This is a genomic window from Synechococcus sp. RS9909, from assembly GCF_014279595.1.
Taxonomy (GTDB): Bacteria; Cyanobacteriota; Cyanobacteriia; order PCC-6307; family Cyanobiaceae; genus Synechococcus_C.
Genome location: NZ_CP047943.1, coordinates 2,248,436 through 2,262,666 on the forward strand (window position 1 = coordinate 2,248,436; position 14,231 = coordinate 2,262,666).

Genomic DNA, 14,231 nt, shown 5'->3' on the forward strand with positions numbered 1-14,231 from the left:
CCATGCCGATCCCCACAGCCCTCAGCCGCACCCAGGCCTGGTATCGCCGGCTCACCGTGCCCCAGTTCACGGTGGTGACGGGCCTGCTCGTGATCGCTGCCGGCACGGTGATTCTGGCCACACCACTCTGCTCCAGCCCCCGGGTCGGCCTCTGGGAAGCCCTGTTCACCGCGACCTCGGCGGTCACCGTGACCGGACTCTCGGTGATTGATGTAGGCCGGGATCTGACCGGCATCGGCCAGGGGGTGCTGGCGGTGATGATCCTGGTGGGCGGGCTCGGCCTGATGGCGATCACCACCTTCCTCCAGGGCTTCGTGGTGCGCGGAACCGCCCTGCGCCGACGGCTCGACCGGGGCCAGACCCTCGATGAATTCGGGGTGGGGGGCGTGGGCCGCACCTTTCGTGGCATCGCCCTCACCGCAGCCGTGATGATCCTGGTGGGGGCCACCGTGCTCTACAGCTTCGGCTTCACCGATCTGCCGCGAGGCCCCGAAAGGCTCTGGGCCGCCCTGTTCCACAGCATTTCGGCCTACAACAACGCCGGCTTTGCCCTCTGGAGCGACAGCCTGGAGGCCTACCGCACCAACGGAGTGGTGAATGCGGTGGTGCTGGTGCTGATCGTGCTGGGGGGGATCGGTTGGCGGGTCACCAACGACGTCTGGACCCATCGCCAACGCCTGAAGCGACGCAATCTGAGCCTGCATACCCGGCTGGTGCTGCGCGCCTCCGGGATCCTGATCGTCATCGGCACCTTCGGCCTGATGGTGACGGAATCACTCACCCGCGGCCAGTTCCTCAGCAGCGTCGCCTGGCCGGAACGGTTGATGGTGGCCCTGTTCGAATCCGTCAGTGCGCGCACCGCTGGATTCACCACCGTGCATCTCTCCCTGCAGAGCATCTCCGACTCGGGTCTGCTGCTGCTCATGACCCTGATGTTCATCGGCGCCAGCCCCGGCGGCACCGGTGGCGGCATCAAAACCACCACCGTGGTGGCCCTGGTGGCCGCGACACGCTCCACCCTGCGCGGTCGCGATGATGTGGTCATCCGCAGCCGTCAGATCTCCGACAAAGTGGTGCTGAGGGCCGTGAGCATCACGGTGGCCTCCCTGCTGTTTGTGCTGGCGATGGCCATGATGCTGGCCCTCAGCAGCAATGTGAGCGGCGAGGAACCCTTCACGTTTCTCGAACTGGTGTTCACCTGCATCTCGGCGTTTGCCACCGTGGGACTGGACCTCGGCGTCACCGAACATCTGGGCCGCTTCGGCCAGCTGGTGCTGGTGTTCGGCATGTTCGTGGGCCGGCTCGGCATCCTGCTCTTGCTGAGCGCCATCTGGGAAACCCTGAACCGGGATCTGCTCAGTCGTCAGAATCGGATCGGATTCCCGCGGGAGGATCTCTATGTCTAGGGAGTGGTGGAACTGGGCACCCTCCAGCGGCGATGAGCTCCAGAGCTTCGGCGTCGTTGGTGTGGGTCGCTTCGGCAGTGCTGTCTGCCGGGAACTGCTGCAGAACGGCGCCGATGTGTTGGCGGTCGATCGGTCCGCCCGGGCGATCGAGGAGCTGCGTCAACAGGAGCCGTCGGTGGAGGCGCGTGTCGTCGACTGCACCGACGAGGAATCACTGCGGGAAGCAGGCATCCTCGACATGGACACCGTGGTGGTGGCCATCAGTGAACCGATCGAGGCCAGCATCACCGCCACCCTGATTGCCAAAGATGGCAAAGGCAGCCGGGTCCGACGCGTGATCGCACGTGCCACCAGCGATCTGCACGAAAAAATGCTCACCCGGGTCGGAGCCGACAAGGTGGTGTTCCCCTCCCGCATGCAGGGGGAACGACTGGGACTGGAACTGGTGCGCCCCAATCTGATGGAACGGCTGGAGCTGGATGAACGGCACTGCATTGAAGAAATCAAGGTGCCCAGCCATTTCGTCGGCCGCTCCCTTCGCGACCTGAATCTGCGCAAGAACCATCGCGTCAACGTGCTGGCGGCGGGCCCGGTCAAAGAACTCACCGTGAACCCACCCGCCTCCCACGTGCTGCAGGACGGTCATGTGCTCGTGGTGATGGGGCTGATCGACGATCTGCAGAACCTGCCGAAATCCTGACGCCATGTTCGTCATCGGCCTGATGAGCGGCACCAGCGCCGACGGCGTGGACGCAGTGCTGGTGCGCCTTCAGGGCAGGCCGGACCACCCGGATTGGAAACTGATCGAGCGAGCCTCGGTGCCCTATCCCCCGGAGCTGCGCCAACGGATTCTGGCGGTGGGCCAGGGCATTCCCCATGCGGCAGGCGAGCTGCTGGATCTGGCCGAAGCGATCACCGCCTGTCAGGCCGAAGCGGCCCTGGCCTGCGACCCGCAGCGACGGGCCTCCCTGATCGGATGCCATGGCCAGACGGTCTGGCATCGCCCCCCTTCCGCCATGGCCGATGGAGGTCAGACGCCTGGGGCGAGCTGGCAGATGCTGCTGGCCCCGGCTCTGGCCCAACGCCTCGAGCGGTCCGTGGTGCATGACTTCCGCGCCGCCGATCTGGCCTGCGGCGGTCAGGGAGCCCCGCTGGTGCCGATGGCCGATGCCGCCCTGCTCGGTCGGATCGATGGCTGGCGCGCCCTGCTCAATCTTGGCGGCATTGCCAATCTCACCCTGATTCCACCGCGCTTCGGTCCCGATCGCGATGCGGAGGTGCTGGGCTGGGACTGCGGTCCAGCCAACAGCCTGATCGACCTGGCGGTGGAGCACTTCAGCGGCGGCAGCGAACACTTCGATGCCGATGGACGCCACGCCGCCACCGGCCGGGTGGAGGAAGCAGCGATCCAATGCTGGCTTCAGGAGGCCTATTTCCGGCAACCAGCCCCCAAATCAACCGGGCGGGAAGTGTTCGGACGGCCCGATCTGCTGCGCCGGCTGGGGGAGCTGACGCACCTCCAGCCGGATGACTGCATCGCCACCCTCACCGCGTTCACAGCAGCGGTGGTGGCGGCGGATCTGGAGCGGTGGACCAGCCAGGGTCGTCCCCGGCCACTGGAGCTGGTGGTGGCCGGTGGTGGCGGCCGGAACCCCGTGTTGATGAAGGAACTGAGGCAGCGCTGTCGCGGGATCCGGGTCGACCGGAGCGACAGCCTGTCGCTGCCGCTGGAGAGCCGGGAAGCGGTGGTGTTTGCGCTGCTGGCCTGGTGGCACTGGCAACGCCATCCGGGCAACGCCCCGGCCGTGACCGGTGCCAGCCGCCGGGTTGTGCTGGGGCAACGGGCTGAGCCGGCGTGACGCGACGGCCTGATGCTCAATCAGGACGATGCAGACGCACATTAGTCAGGCCGGTGCAGACGCACACGGCGGGGAGCGCCCCGCAGACGTCGCGGCTGCTGGGATTCCAGCGCCGAGCGGATGGTGTCCATGCGGGAAGGGCTGGAGGCGGCTTTGGCGCTTCCAGCGCTGGGCTCGCCGGCCTCATAACGCTGCACACCCTGCTGAATCAGCACCTTGGCCATGTTGCTGACGGTGCGGGATTCGCGCTCAGCGAGCAAGGAGAGCCGCTGGCAGAGATCTTCGGGCAGCACAACCTGAATCCGAGGCGACTTCGGCTTCCCGCTGGAGGAGGCTTGGCGGGTAGGCACGACCCAGAGGCAGGCAGAGCTACTCAGGAGTGTACAGAGGTATGCAAGGGTAGTATCCAGCACTATGCTGTACGCAGTGACCATCACTCGCCGTCACCAGGGGTGCCATCCAGGCTCCTGGCCAGCGGTCGAGTCGCCCTCCAGCGAGGAGATCCATGACCAGATCTGCGAACCCAGACACCAACACAGGGGCCAGCCGACTGACCATGCCCCCCCGCACCCGCAGCTCATCCCGATCCAACAGCTCATCCCGATCCAACAGCTCATCCCGATCCAACAGCCGTGCCCGTCGCAAGCAGGAAAACAGTGATGTGCTGGTCTCAGCCGTGATCAGCACCTACCTGCTCACCCATCTCCACCACGTGTTGCAACGGGCCGAATACGGCGCCATTCAGGAAGGACGCCAGTCGCAGGCCGCCAATTACGCCCAGCTCCGCAAGGTGCTCTGCATGGATGCCCGGAGCATGGAGGACGCCTCCGCCACAGGCCTCCGGGAGAACGATCTCGACCAGGCCGCCTGAAGCCAAATCACGGCGGCGTGCATAGTGTGAAACCATCCGCTGAGGCACTGCGATGGGCAATGCAGCCGAGCTCTACCGCCGGATCGAGACCGACCACGACCTGACCAACACCCTGTTCCGTCAGGCCCTGCAGGATCCGACCGGCGCGATCCGGGCGATCTGCGCACTCGGCGATCGCCTCTCCCTGCCCGTGACCTCCGAGGAGGTGCGTGCCCATCTCGCCAGCCTCGATGACGAACGCACCAAGCAATGGGTGGTCAAGGCCCGGGGGGGACTCTGAGCGGAGACGCCGCTGGAGCACCGGCGGGATCGCGAGGGCGGCTTTCCGGCGCATCGGGTGAGCCGATGGCGGGCCGTCGGCTGCCCTGTCCACCCCCTGCCCAGCTGAAAAACAGCCAATAGCTCACAATCGCCAAGCCGGCTGCGACCACCAGCGCCGTCACCTGCTCCAGTCTTGCCATCGCCGGTGAACCCGATCGCAGTGTCCAGTCTGCCCTTCACCCCACACGGGATGATGGAACCGCGCCCGCCTCGATCACCGTGCTGAGACTTGAGCGCGTCAGCAAGATCTACCCAACCGGGGAGGTGCTGCGCGATGTGACCTGGGAGGTGAAACCCGGCGACCGCATCGGTCTGGTGGGCGTGAACGGCGCCGGCAAATCGACCCAGATGCGCCTGATTGCGGGGCTCGAAGAACCGAGCGCCGGGCAGATCATCCGCCAGGGGGAGCCCCGGATCGCCTACCTGCAACAGGAATTCGACGTGGATCCGCGCCGCAGCGTCCGCCAGGAGCTGTTTCAGGCCTTCGGCGAAGCGGCGAAGGTGCTGAATCAGCAGCGTCAGGTCGAAGACGCCATGGCCTCGGATCGAGCTGCCGAGGATCCCGATCACCTCGATGCCCTGATCCACGAGCTGAGCGCACTCCAGACCCGCTTTGAAGCGCTGCATGGCTACGAGCTGGACGCCCGCATTGACAAACTGCTGCCCAGCATCGGCTTCTCTGCGGAGGATGTGGAGCGCCCTGTCGCCGATTACTCCGGTGGCTGGCAGATGCGGATTGCCCTGGGCAAGATCCTTCTGCAGGAGCCGGATCTGCTCCTGCTCGACGAGCCCACCAACCACCTCGATGTGGAAACGATCCAGTGGCTGGAGGGCTACCTGACGGAGCAGACCGCAGCGCTGGTGGTGATCAGTCACGACCGCACCTTCCTGGATCGGGTCTGCACCCAGATCGTGAGCACGGAACGGGGCATCTCCCGCGCCTATCTCGGCAACTACACCGCCCATCTGGAGCAGAAAGCGCTGGAACAGGCCGCCACCCAGGCCGCGTTTGAACGCCAACAGAAGGAGATCGCCAGCCAGCAGGCCTATATCGACCGCTTCCGCGCCAGTGCCACCCGCAGCACCCAGGCCAAGAGCCGCGAAAAGCAACTGGAGAAGGTGGAGCGGGTGGAAGCCCCGATCGAATCGGTGGCCGGCCCGAGCTTCCGCTTCCCACCGGCGCCCCGCTCCGGCGCCCAGGTGGCGGTGATTGAGAACCTCACCCTCAGCTACGGCGATCAGATCCTCTTTCTGGGGGCGGAGCTGGAGGTGGAGCGGGGCGACCGGATTGCCTTCGTGGGCCCGAATGGCGCCGGCAAATCGACCCTGCTGCGTCTGGTGATGGGGCTGGAACGCCCGGATGAGGGCAGCGCCCGCCTCGGCGACCACAACATCATCGCCAGTTACTTCGAACAGAACCAGGCCGAAGCGCTCGACCTGAGCAAGACGGTGATCGACACCATGTTTGAAGCCGTACCGGACTGGACCCAGACCCAGGTGCGTTCTCTGCTCGGGAGCTTCTGCTTCAGCAACGACAGCGTCTTCAAGGAGGTGGGCCAACTCAGTGGCGGTGAAAAAGCGCGACTGGCGCTGGCCTTGATGTTGCTGAGCCCCTGCAATCTGCTGGTGCTCGATGAGCCCACCAATCACCTCGACATTCCCGCCAAGCAGATGCTGGAGGATGCGCTCTGCCATTACGACGGCGCAGCACTGCTCGTGTCCCACGATCGGTATTTCATCTCAAGGGTTGCGAATCGGATCGTGGAACTGCGCGATGGCGAACTGATTCTCTATCGGGGTGACTACAGCTACTACCTGGAGAAGAAAGAGGAGGAAAAGCAGGCGGCGGAAGCGGCGCTTGCCGCGGCCCAGCAGGAGGCGAAGCGCCGGGCCAACCGCGAGAAGCAAAAACAGCGCCAGGAACGGCGACGCCATTCCGCTTAACAGCCACTCCCCCTGGGCGCAAGACGAAACTTCACAGATGGTTAGGCAGGAAGACTCATTTCTCTTTACCGAGCCAAACGGTGTGCATAGGCTGACATCACTGATTCCAGCCAGCCATGACATCCACGCCCCAGATCCATGCCGGCATGACTGCAACCAGCGCCGCCCATGGCTCAGAAGCCCAGCATGAACAGACCTGGGATGCGGTGGAAACCTATTTCGAGTGCATCACCACCTGCTCTTTGGATGATGGTGAGTGCATCACCCGCTGCGTCGAACAGTTACGGGACGCAGACAGCTAAGGCGTTGCTGGCAACGCACTCATGTCCACGGGGGTGATGGACAGGCTGATCGGCTGACCGGCACGCAACACCTTGAGGCTGAGGGGACGGCCTACGCCATGCCGGTCGATCGCACTGACGACAGCGGCGGGGCTAGGCACCTCCGCACCCCCGATCGCCACAATCACATCATCCACCTGAACGCCGGCCCGGGCCGCTGGTCCTCCAGGCACCAATGAACGCACCACGGCTCCTGGGGGTGCCGGGGCGCCGGGCCGGGGCGCGGGCACCGAGGACAGGCCGATCCCCACCATCGGATGACTGGCCCGCCCCTGCTCAGCCAGCTGACGCGCGATGGCACGGGCCCGGTTGATCGGAATCGCGAAACCCAGGCCCGCCCCGGGGCCGGAGCGCACCAGGGTGTTGATCCCCACCACCTCGCCATCAGCATTGAGCAGGGGCCCGCCGGAGTTGCCGGGGTTGATCGCAGCATCGGTCTGGATCAGATCCAGGCGCTTCCCGGAAATGCCGAGCTGGGACACATTGCGATTGAGATTGCTGACGATGCCCAGGGTCACCGTGTTCTCCAGGCCGAAGGGGTTGCCGACCGCGATCGCCCAGTCGCCCACCTGGAGCCGATCGGAATCCCCGAGCGGAGCGGTGGGCCATGGACCGCTGTCGGCCAGCCGCACCACCGCCAAATCGGTGAGAGTGTCCTGGCCGAGCACCCGCCCGGCGACCCGACGCCCATCCGGGAGACCCACCATCACCTGATCAGCCTTCTCGACCACATGGGCATTGGTGAGCACCAGGCCGGAGGCATCGAAGATGACCCCACTGCCCTGTCCCCGCTCCACCCGGGAGCGCGGTGCGATGGGGACCTGCTGCAATCCGAAGAAGCGCTGCAGAAAGGGATCGAGCCGAAGCCCGCCAGGCAGGCCGCCCACGGCGCCCGAGGTCACGGTGCGCTGGGTGTCGAGCGTCACCACAGCAGGACCACTGCGCTGCACAGCGGCTGAGACAAACGACTGGGCCGACAGGGCCCGTGCCGATGCGGCGGCCGCCTGCGCTGGGGGCGGCGCTGTCAAGCCCAGCGGCAGCGATGCCACCGCGGCAGTGGCCCAGAGCAAGGAAGCGGTGACGGATCGGGACATGCCCTGCAACGGCGACCAACACAATGGTCTGAACGTAGTCAGAGAACCCCGCGCAACACAGTCGCAATCTCCGACCAAGCCATGACCGAATGCGTCCACTGCGAGGCGAAACAACGGCGATGATGGTGTCAGCCGACGTGAGTCATGCTGAACAGCCTGTTCCCTCTCATCTACGGCGCCGTCTTCATCGGCCTGCTCTGGCAGGCGTTTCGGGTGATGGGCCAGGGCTTTGGGGCGGCCCGACAACCCACCAACCGCCCGTCTAGCGATCGGACCGGTCAGATCACGGTGCACCCGGAGCTCCTTGACCAGGAGGGCCGACTGACCGAGGAAGAACTGCTGACCGTGCGTTTCAGCGCTGATCAGGAATCGACCGAGAACCCCGACTGAATAAGGTTGGGGATGGTCGCCTGTGAACGGCGCCGGTAGGACTCTTCAGGGGGATGCCCAGTTGGATCAACGGACACGGATCGTTGCAGCGGTGATCAAGTCGGTGAAACTGCCCCCCCGCTTCCGGCTGCGCTTGCTCAAGGAAGATCCGGTCCGGCTGGAACTGAGTCTCACCCCGGCCTACGGCAAGCAGCCGATCCAGGTGGGGCTGGTGGAATCCCTCGACCTCGTGGCACGACGTGATCGGGAAGGTCGCATTCCAAGGGATCTTCAGGGCACCTGGGACTGGACGGTGCGCCACGGCGACGTGAGCACGGGTGGCTGGAATCCCTATCTGAAAGAGGCGCTCCAGACCATGTTTGAGACGGGCCTGCCGGCGATCGTCTACGAAGAATTGACCGGCGAGGAGTACCACCCGGTGGATGGCGCTCGGCACGTGCGCTGAGATGTAAAGGCGTGCACTGAGTTGTGAAGGCGTACAAAGCACAACAGCGGAATCGCTCAGGCAGGGCTAGACCGAAAAGAGTTCGGCCTTTAAGGTTTTCTTCATGGCCACCCTTCGTCACTCCCTCGGCCCCCTGGTCCGACTGCTCGCCGCCATGGGCGCCCTGAGCAGCATCCTTCTCTTGGGCTTGCTGAATCTGTTCAGCTGAGTCGTCCTGATCTGAGTCGTCTTGCCAGCACCGCCAACGGCACCCCTGCCGATTGACCCCCTGCTGCCAGAGCTCCGGCAGGCGTTGCCAGAGGGCGCCACCGTTCTGCTCCAAGCCCCTCCCGGTGCAGGCAAAACCACCAGGGTTCCCCTGGCCTTACTGGGTGCCATTCCAGGTATCGCCGGCCTGGAGGGCAGCCTTGTGATGCTCGAACCACGACGGTTGGCCACCAGAGCTGCGGCCGCGCGCCTGGCCGATCACCTGGGGGAACCGGTCGGCGAACGCATCGGCTACGCCGTGCGCCACGAACAGAAGCGCTCCAGCCGCACCAGGGTGGAAGTGGTCACCGCAGGGCTGTTTCTTCGTCGCCTTCAGGCCGATCCGGAGCTGGAGGGCATCGACTGCGTGGTTTTTGATGAGTTCCATGAGCGCGGTCGCGACAGCGACCTGGCCCTGGCCCTGGTGCGCGATGCCCGCGACCTGGTGCGACCGGATCTGCGTCTGGTGTTGATGTCGGCCACCCTGGATCTGGGTGCCCTCGCAGGCCGCCTGCCCAACGCCACACTGCTCTCCAGCGAGGGCCGCGCCTACCCCGTCGACACCCATCACCTGCCCCCCCGGCCACAGGAACCGCTCAACCGCACGGTGCTTCGGGCCCTGGAGACCCATGCCCTGCCCCTGCTCGACAGCCAGCCCCCAGCCGGCCTGGGCGCCCCAACCGTGCTCGTGTTTCTGCCGGGGCTGCGGGAGATCGAGCAATGCCGCAGGCTGATCGACACCAGCTCCAGCCTGGAGCACTGGGAGGTCTGCAGCCTCCATGGCCAACAGTCACTCGAGCGCCAGGCCGCAGCCTTGCGTCCCTGCCCATCACGGTGGGCCGGAAGGATCGTTCTGGCTACGTCGATCGCCGAAAGTTCCCTGACCCTCAACGGCGTGAGGCTGGTGATCGACAGCGGCCTCAGCCGCCGCAGCCGCTACGACCCCGGCACCGGCATGGAAGGCCTGGAAACGGTGCCCGCCAGCCTGGCCAGCGCCGAGCAGCGACGCGGGCGGGCCGGCCGACAGGCTCCGGGCCGGTGCGTGCAGCTCTGGTCACCAGCTGAACAGCAGCGCCGACCGGCACAGGATCCACCGGAGCTGCTGCGCACCGATCCCCAGCCCCTGGTGCTGGACCTGGCGCTGTGGGGAGCCGGCCTGGGGGACAACCTGACCTGGCTGGATCCACCACCAGCCCCCGCCCTGCGCGAGGGACGCCAACAGCTGATCGACCTGGGCGTCCTGGAGGCCAACGGCCTCTGCAGCCCCCTCGGCCGTCAGCTCGCCCGGCTGGGAACCCATCCTCGCCTGGGCCTGGCGCTGCTGCAGGCCCGTCACTGGCACTGCAGTCCTCTGGGAGCCGACCTGGCAGCCCTTCTCAGCGAACGCGATCCCCTGAACCCCCAGGACCACGGCAGCGATCTCGGCGCCCGCCTGCACTGGCTCACCGACCGCAACGGGGAGCGCCAGAGCGCGGTCCGCAAGCTCAGCCACCAACTGCTGCGCCAGCTGGATGCCCTGCCCCCCCTCCTGAGCAGCGGGCCGCTGGAGCGTTGGGGCGACACCCCTGACACCTCCAGCCGGGAGGAGCTGGCCGCCTTGCTGCTGGCTACCGCCTTCCCGGGATGGATCGCCCTGCCGCGCCCCGGCCAGCCAGGCCGCTACCTGCTGCGGCAGGGCCGAGGCGCCCAGCTGCCGGCCCACGATCCCCTGCATCAGGCGCAGGCGCTGGCGGTGGCGCGGCTCGATCTGGATGGGGCTGATGCCCGGATCCGCCTCGCCTTGCCACTGCCGATGCGCTGGCTGGACCAGCTGGCGCAACGCGAAGGGAGCTGGCAGGAGTCGGTGCGCTGGGATCCGGAGCAGCAACGGGTGCGCGGCGAACGCTGCTGGCGGCTCGGGGCCCTCACGATCGGCACACCCCAACCCTGTCAAGCCGATGATCACCAGGCCGTCGCCCTGTTGCTGGAGCGCCTCCAGAGCGACGGCCTGCAGGTTCTGCCCTGGGGGCCACGCAGTGAACAGCTGCAGAAACGCCTGGACCTGATGCAGCAACACAGCGGCTCCCCCTGGCCCCTGCGCTCGTGGAAGCACCTGGCAGCCCATCCGGCGGCCTGGCTGACCGCCTGCCTGCAGGGCCATCACAGCTGGCACAGCGTTCAGGAATCGGAGTTGATCCACGCCCTCTGGGGAGACCTGCCCTGGGAGCTGCGCCAGAGCCTCGATCACCACCTCCCGGAGGCGATCACCATCCCCTCCGGTCGCCGGGCCCATCTGCAGTACCGCGAGGGCGAGGTCTGCCTGGCCGTGAAACTGCAGGAGATGTTTGGCTGTCGTCAGGGGCCGAGGGTGCTGGGCGATCGGATTCCGGTCACGCTGGAGCTCCTGTCACCTGCGGGTCGCCCCCTGCAACGCACCCAGGATCTCGAGGGGTTCTGGCGCGGCAGTTACCGTGATGTGCGACGGGAGATGCGTGGCCGTTACCCGAAACATCCCTGGCCGGAAGACCCGCTCACGGCCGTCGCCAGCACCCGGCCCCAACGCCACCAACGCGGCGATCCGAGCTGAGGGCGGAGATCCGAACCGCGAACCGGCCACAATGTCTCGCTCGCAACAGTCAAGGCATTTCAATTGTTTGTTACATTGAGCGGGTCCTGGAGCCACTCCAATCCCATGTCCGACAACGCTCAACCCCGCTTCGGCTTCGTCAACTTCGCTGAAACCTGGAACGGCCGCTTGGCCATGCTCGGCTTCGTGATCGGCCTGGGCACCGAACTGCTCACCGGTCAGGGCATCCTCAGCCAGATCGGCCTCGGCTGAAGCCTGCCAACGCTGGGCGACTGCCCAAGCCCTGCCCGATGGCGGGGCTTTTTTATGGCCGACCCCTCTGCGCGAGAGTGACGCAATCGAGCCTGACCCTTGCCACCTCTCTTTGCCAACAATCGCCGCGATGGAGCCCGCCTGCTCAGCAGCGCCCTGGTGGCCCTGGCGATCTGCGCCACCCAGATCCAGTCCCCTCCCGGACTGATCTTCACCCTTCTCTTCAGCGTCCTCTGCCTGAGCTGGGGCCTGGCTTACCGACATCTTGAGCGCTGACGCACCACCCACCTATACGGTTCAGGAGCTGAACAGCTCGATCGGATCCCTGCTGGAACGGGGCTTTGCGCCACGGTTTCTCGTGGACGCCACAGTGTCGCGGCCCCAGGTGAAGAAAGGGCATCTCTGGATGACCCTCACCGATGGTGACGCCAGCATCAGCGCCGTGGCCTGGGCCTCCAAACTGCGTCAGCTGGCCTATGTGCCCGGTGATGGCGAAGGCGTTCGCGTGGTGGGCAAGCTCAATTTCTGGGCGACACGCGCCAGCCTGGCGGTGCAGGTGCTCGACATCCGCCCCAGCCTGAGCACCGTGCAGCGCCGCTTTGAAGCGGTGCGGGCGCAGCTGGAACAGGAGGGCGTGATCGACCCTGCCCGACGTCGCCCCCTGCCGGCCTATCCAAGCCGGATCGCCCTGCTCACCAGCGTCCCCAGCTCAGCCCTGGCCGACATGCTGCGCACAGCGAGGGAACGCTGGCCCCTCGCCGAGGTGTTGGTGCTGGCGATTCCGGTGCAAGGAGAGGTGGCAGGGCGGATCAGGGAGGTGCTCACACGGCTGTATGCCGCCAGCTCCCGCCTTGGCATCAAGGCGATCGTGCTCGCCCGTGGCGGGGGAAGCCGCGAGGATCTGATGGTGTTTGATGACGACGCCTTATGTCGTCTGCTGGCCCAGAGTCCGGTCCCCCTCGTCACCGGCATCGGCCACGAAGACGACCTCACGGTGGCGGATCTGGTGGCGGATCATCGCGCCGCCACGCCAACGGCCGCCATCGTTCGACTGTTGCCCTGCCGCAGCCAGGCCCTCGAAGACGTGACACTGCGCCAACGCCGCTGGCGCGATCAACGCCACTGGGTGTTGCTACGGGAGCGCCAACAGCTGGAACACCGCCAGCAGCAGTGGCTCCAGCACCATCCCAGGATCGTGCTGCAACGAAGGCGCGACCGCCTCGAACAGCGCCTGCAGTTGCTCGCCGCCCTGGCCCCGAGTCGCTGGCTGGCGCGAGGTTTTGCGATGCTGGAACGCCCGTCTGGAGAGGTCCTGCGCAGCGTGCATGAGGTTGAGCCGGGCGAGTCCCTGATCGTCCGCCTCAACGATGGTCGCGTCGACGTACAGGCGACCGCCATTCATGCAAGCGATCGCTCCGCCTGAAACCGATGCCACGCCGCTCTGCCAAATCAGCCAACTCAGACCCCTCGCCGGACCCAAGGGAGCAGGAGAATGCCCAGTGGCGGCAGGATGTGGCCAAGCTCTCCTACGAAGAGGCCCTGCAGGCAGCGGATCTTCTTCTGAGCCATCTCCAGAACGACGACATCCCCCTGGCGGAGCTGGAGCGGGCCCATCGCCGCGGGCAGATCTATCTCGAGCACTGTCACGCCCTGCTAAGCCAGCTTGAGCAATCCGTGCTGGAGCTTGACAGTGACACCATGGCGGCGAAAGACCCAGCAGACGCAACCGCATGACATCGACTCAACGGCAAAGCTCCATCCGCCGCTGGATCTACCTCCTGCTCGCGCTGGCCGGAGCCATCCTGCCGTGGCAGGCCAATCTTGAGTTCATCCAAACCCATCCAGGTGGATTCGACCTTCTGGCCTTCATTCAGGATGCCGCGATCAATCCAGCGGCCCGCTCCCTCAGTCGAGATCTCCTGATTGCGGCCAGCGCCTTCACCATCTGGATCCTTGCCGAAGCCAAACGGCTCCAGGTGAGGGGATGGTGGATCTGTCTGCTTGCCTGTGTCTCGGTCTCCTTTGCCTGCGGAGGACCGCTGTTCCTGTATCTGCGCGAACGACGCCTGAGCGAACTGGAGCCAGAACCCCAGCAATGACCAGCAAGCGGTGAGCCTGTGCAAACTCGGCTTCAACCCTCCACATCTTCCGCCTGCACATCCACGGTCATCGCACTCGCCGGAGCCGAGTCAGGCTCCACCGACGCCGATGTTGAGAGTTCAGCGCCACAGACACGACAGTGCTCCCCAGGAGAGAAGCTCATCGTCCCGCAGGAAGGGCAAGCCACCATGCGCCGCTGGAGCAGGGTCCAACCAAGCCAACCCAAACCACCGAGGATCAGAGGCAACGCCAGAAGAAACAACACCACACCACCGACCACATCCAGAAGGGCACGCCCGGCCGGGCTGGGGAGCAGCAACAGCACAAAAACGAGAATCCAGACCAGGGGAGTGGGGCGAAGCACAAACCGACGCAGCGCAATCCTCAGTGTGGCCG

Annotated in this window: 19 protein-coding genes; 15 read left to right on the forward strand and 4 right to left on the reverse strand. The window is 65.9% G+C overall.

Features of this window, described 5'->3' with window-relative positions; genetic code table 11:
- The first annotated feature begins 2 nt into the window (after positions 1-2).
- The 3 genes from SynRS9909_RS11945 to SynRS9909_RS11955 are packed head-to-tail and all read left to right on the forward strand — an operon-like array spanning position 3 to position 3,265.
- A complete protein-coding gene (locus tag SynRS9909_RS11945) occupies positions 3-1,406 on the forward strand; it encodes a TrkH family potassium uptake protein (protein WP_007101483.1) in 1,404 nt (467 codons plus the stop codon).
- A complete protein-coding gene (locus tag SynRS9909_RS11950; RefSeq protein WP_007101482.1) occupies positions 1,399-2,106 on the forward strand; it encodes a TrkA family potassium uptake protein in 708 nt (235 codons plus the stop codon). Before SynRS9909_RS11945 ends, SynRS9909_RS11950 begins: the two co-directional genes overlap by 8 nt.
- A 4-nt stretch (positions 2,107-2,110) precedes the next feature.
- Positions 2,111-3,265, forward strand: coding sequence for an anhydro-N-acetylmuramic acid kinase (locus SynRS9909_RS11955; protein WP_007101481.1), 1,155 nt, complete (start codon positions 2,111-2,113; stop codon positions 3,263-3,265).
- A gap of 41 nt (positions 3,266-3,306) precedes the next feature.
- Here the strand turns inward: SynRS9909_RS11955 and SynRS9909_RS11960 are convergent, their stop codons facing one another.
- Positions 3,307-3,615, reverse strand: coding sequence for a hypothetical protein (locus SynRS9909_RS11960; RefSeq protein WP_038001058.1), 309 nt, complete (start codon positions 3,613-3,615; stop codon positions 3,307-3,309).
- A 206-nt stretch (positions 3,616-3,821) separates the two neighbouring features.
- Here SynRS9909_RS11960 and SynRS9909_RS11965 point away from each other — a divergent pair, with 206 nt between their 5' ends.
- Both SynRS9909_RS11965 and SynRS9909_RS11970 read left to right on the forward strand, forming a co-directional pair.
- Complete coding sequence (locus SynRS9909_RS11965; RefSeq protein WP_038001827.1) at positions 3,822-4,136, forward strand: hypothetical protein; 315 nt, start codon at positions 3,822-3,824, stop codon at positions 4,134-4,136.
- 52 nt (positions 4,137-4,188) lie between these two features.
- Positions 4,189-4,416 (forward strand): hypothetical protein, encoded by a 228-nt coding sequence (locus tag SynRS9909_RS11970; RefSeq protein ID WP_007101478.1) that lies wholly within the window; start codon positions 4,189-4,191, stop codon positions 4,414-4,416.
- On the opposite strand, the gene SynRS9909_RS14090 is transcribed toward SynRS9909_RS11970, so the two are convergent.
- A complete protein-coding gene (locus SynRS9909_RS14090) occupies positions 4,394-4,597 on the reverse strand; it encodes a hypothetical protein (protein WP_071933951.1) in 204 nt (67 codons plus the stop codon). The genes SynRS9909_RS11970 and SynRS9909_RS14090 overlap by 23 nt on opposite strands.
- Before the next feature lie 79 nt (positions 4,598-4,676).
- Here SynRS9909_RS14090 and SynRS9909_RS11975 point away from each other — a divergent pair, with 79 nt between their 5' ends.
- Positions 4,677-6,401, forward strand: coding sequence for an ABC-F family ATP-binding cassette domain-containing protein (locus tag SynRS9909_RS11975; RefSeq protein WP_007101476.1), 1,725 nt, complete (start codon positions 4,677-4,679; stop codon positions 6,399-6,401).
- A gap of 116 nt (positions 6,402-6,517) precedes the next feature.
- A complete protein-coding gene (locus tag SynRS9909_RS11980; RefSeq protein WP_007101475.1) occupies positions 6,518-6,703 on the forward strand; it encodes a hypothetical protein in 186 nt (61 codons plus the stop codon).
- Here the strand turns inward: SynRS9909_RS11980 and SynRS9909_RS11985 are convergent.
- Entirely contained in the window at positions 6,700-7,836 is a 1,137-nt protein-coding gene (locus tag SynRS9909_RS11985; RefSeq protein WP_050752485.1) for a trypsin-like peptidase domain-containing protein, read from the reverse strand. The genes SynRS9909_RS11980 and SynRS9909_RS11985 overlap by 4 nt on opposite strands.
- A gap of 144 nt (positions 7,837-7,980) precedes the next feature.
- Between SynRS9909_RS11985 and SynRS9909_RS11990 the strand changes: the two genes are divergently transcribed.
- The 8 genes from SynRS9909_RS11990 to SynRS9909_RS12025 all read left to right on the forward strand — a co-directional run bounded on the left by SynRS9909_RS11990 (position 7,981) and on the right by SynRS9909_RS12025 (position 13,834).
- Positions 7,981-8,226: a DUF2973 domain-containing protein gene (locus SynRS9909_RS11990; RefSeq protein WP_007101473.1), complete on the forward strand. Its 246-nt coding sequence runs from the start codon at positions 7,981-7,983 to the stop codon at positions 8,224-8,226.
- Positions 8,227-8,287: 61 nt separating this feature from the next.
- The gene (locus SynRS9909_RS11995; RefSeq protein ID WP_038001057.1) at positions 8,288-8,671 is read left to right on the forward strand and encodes a hypothetical protein; all 384 of its coding nucleotides are present in this window, start codon (positions 8,288-8,290) and stop codon (positions 8,669-8,671) included.
- 229 nt (positions 8,672-8,900) lie between these two features.
- Positions 8,901-11,483, forward strand: a complete 2,583-nt coding sequence (gene hrpB / locus SynRS9909_RS12000) for an ATP-dependent helicase HrpB (protein ID WP_007101470.1) — start codon at positions 8,901-8,903, stop codon at positions 11,481-11,483.
- Positions 11,484-11,588: 105 nt separating this feature from the next.
- Entirely contained in the window at positions 11,589-11,735 is a 147-nt protein-coding gene (locus SynRS9909_RS12005) for a chlorophyll a/b-binding protein (protein ID WP_007101469.1), read from the forward strand.
- Between the two features lie 99 nt (positions 11,736-11,834).
- A complete protein-coding gene (locus tag SynRS9909_RS12010; RefSeq protein ID WP_007101468.1) occupies positions 11,835-12,011 on the forward strand; it encodes a hypothetical protein in 177 nt (58 codons plus the stop codon).
- Complete coding sequence (gene xseA / locus SynRS9909_RS12015) at positions 12,001-13,158, forward strand: exodeoxyribonuclease VII large subunit (RefSeq protein WP_007101467.1); 1,158 nt, start codon at positions 12,001-12,003, stop codon at positions 13,156-13,158. Before SynRS9909_RS12010 ends, xseA begins: the two co-directional genes overlap by 11 nt.
- Positions 13,159-13,163: 5 nt before the next feature.
- Complete coding sequence (xseB, locus tag SynRS9909_RS12020) at positions 13,164-13,469, forward strand: exodeoxyribonuclease VII small subunit (protein WP_007101466.1); 306 nt, start codon at positions 13,164-13,166, stop codon at positions 13,467-13,469.
- Positions 13,466-13,834 carry a DUF2834 domain-containing protein gene (locus SynRS9909_RS12025; RefSeq protein WP_007101465.1) on the forward strand — a complete coding sequence of 123 codons (369 nt, stop codon included), beginning with the start codon at positions 13,466-13,468 and terminating at the stop codon, positions 13,832-13,834. Before xseB ends, SynRS9909_RS12025 begins: the two co-directional genes overlap by 4 nt.
- A 32-nt stretch (positions 13,835-13,866) precedes the next feature.
- Here SynRS9909_RS12025 and SynRS9909_RS12030 read toward each other — a convergent pair whose 3' ends face one another.
- A complete protein-coding gene (locus tag SynRS9909_RS12030) occupies positions 13,867-14,199 on the reverse strand; it encodes a hypothetical protein (protein ID WP_007101464.1) in 333 nt (110 codons plus the stop codon).
- Positions 14,200-14,231: the final 32 nt, after the last annotated feature.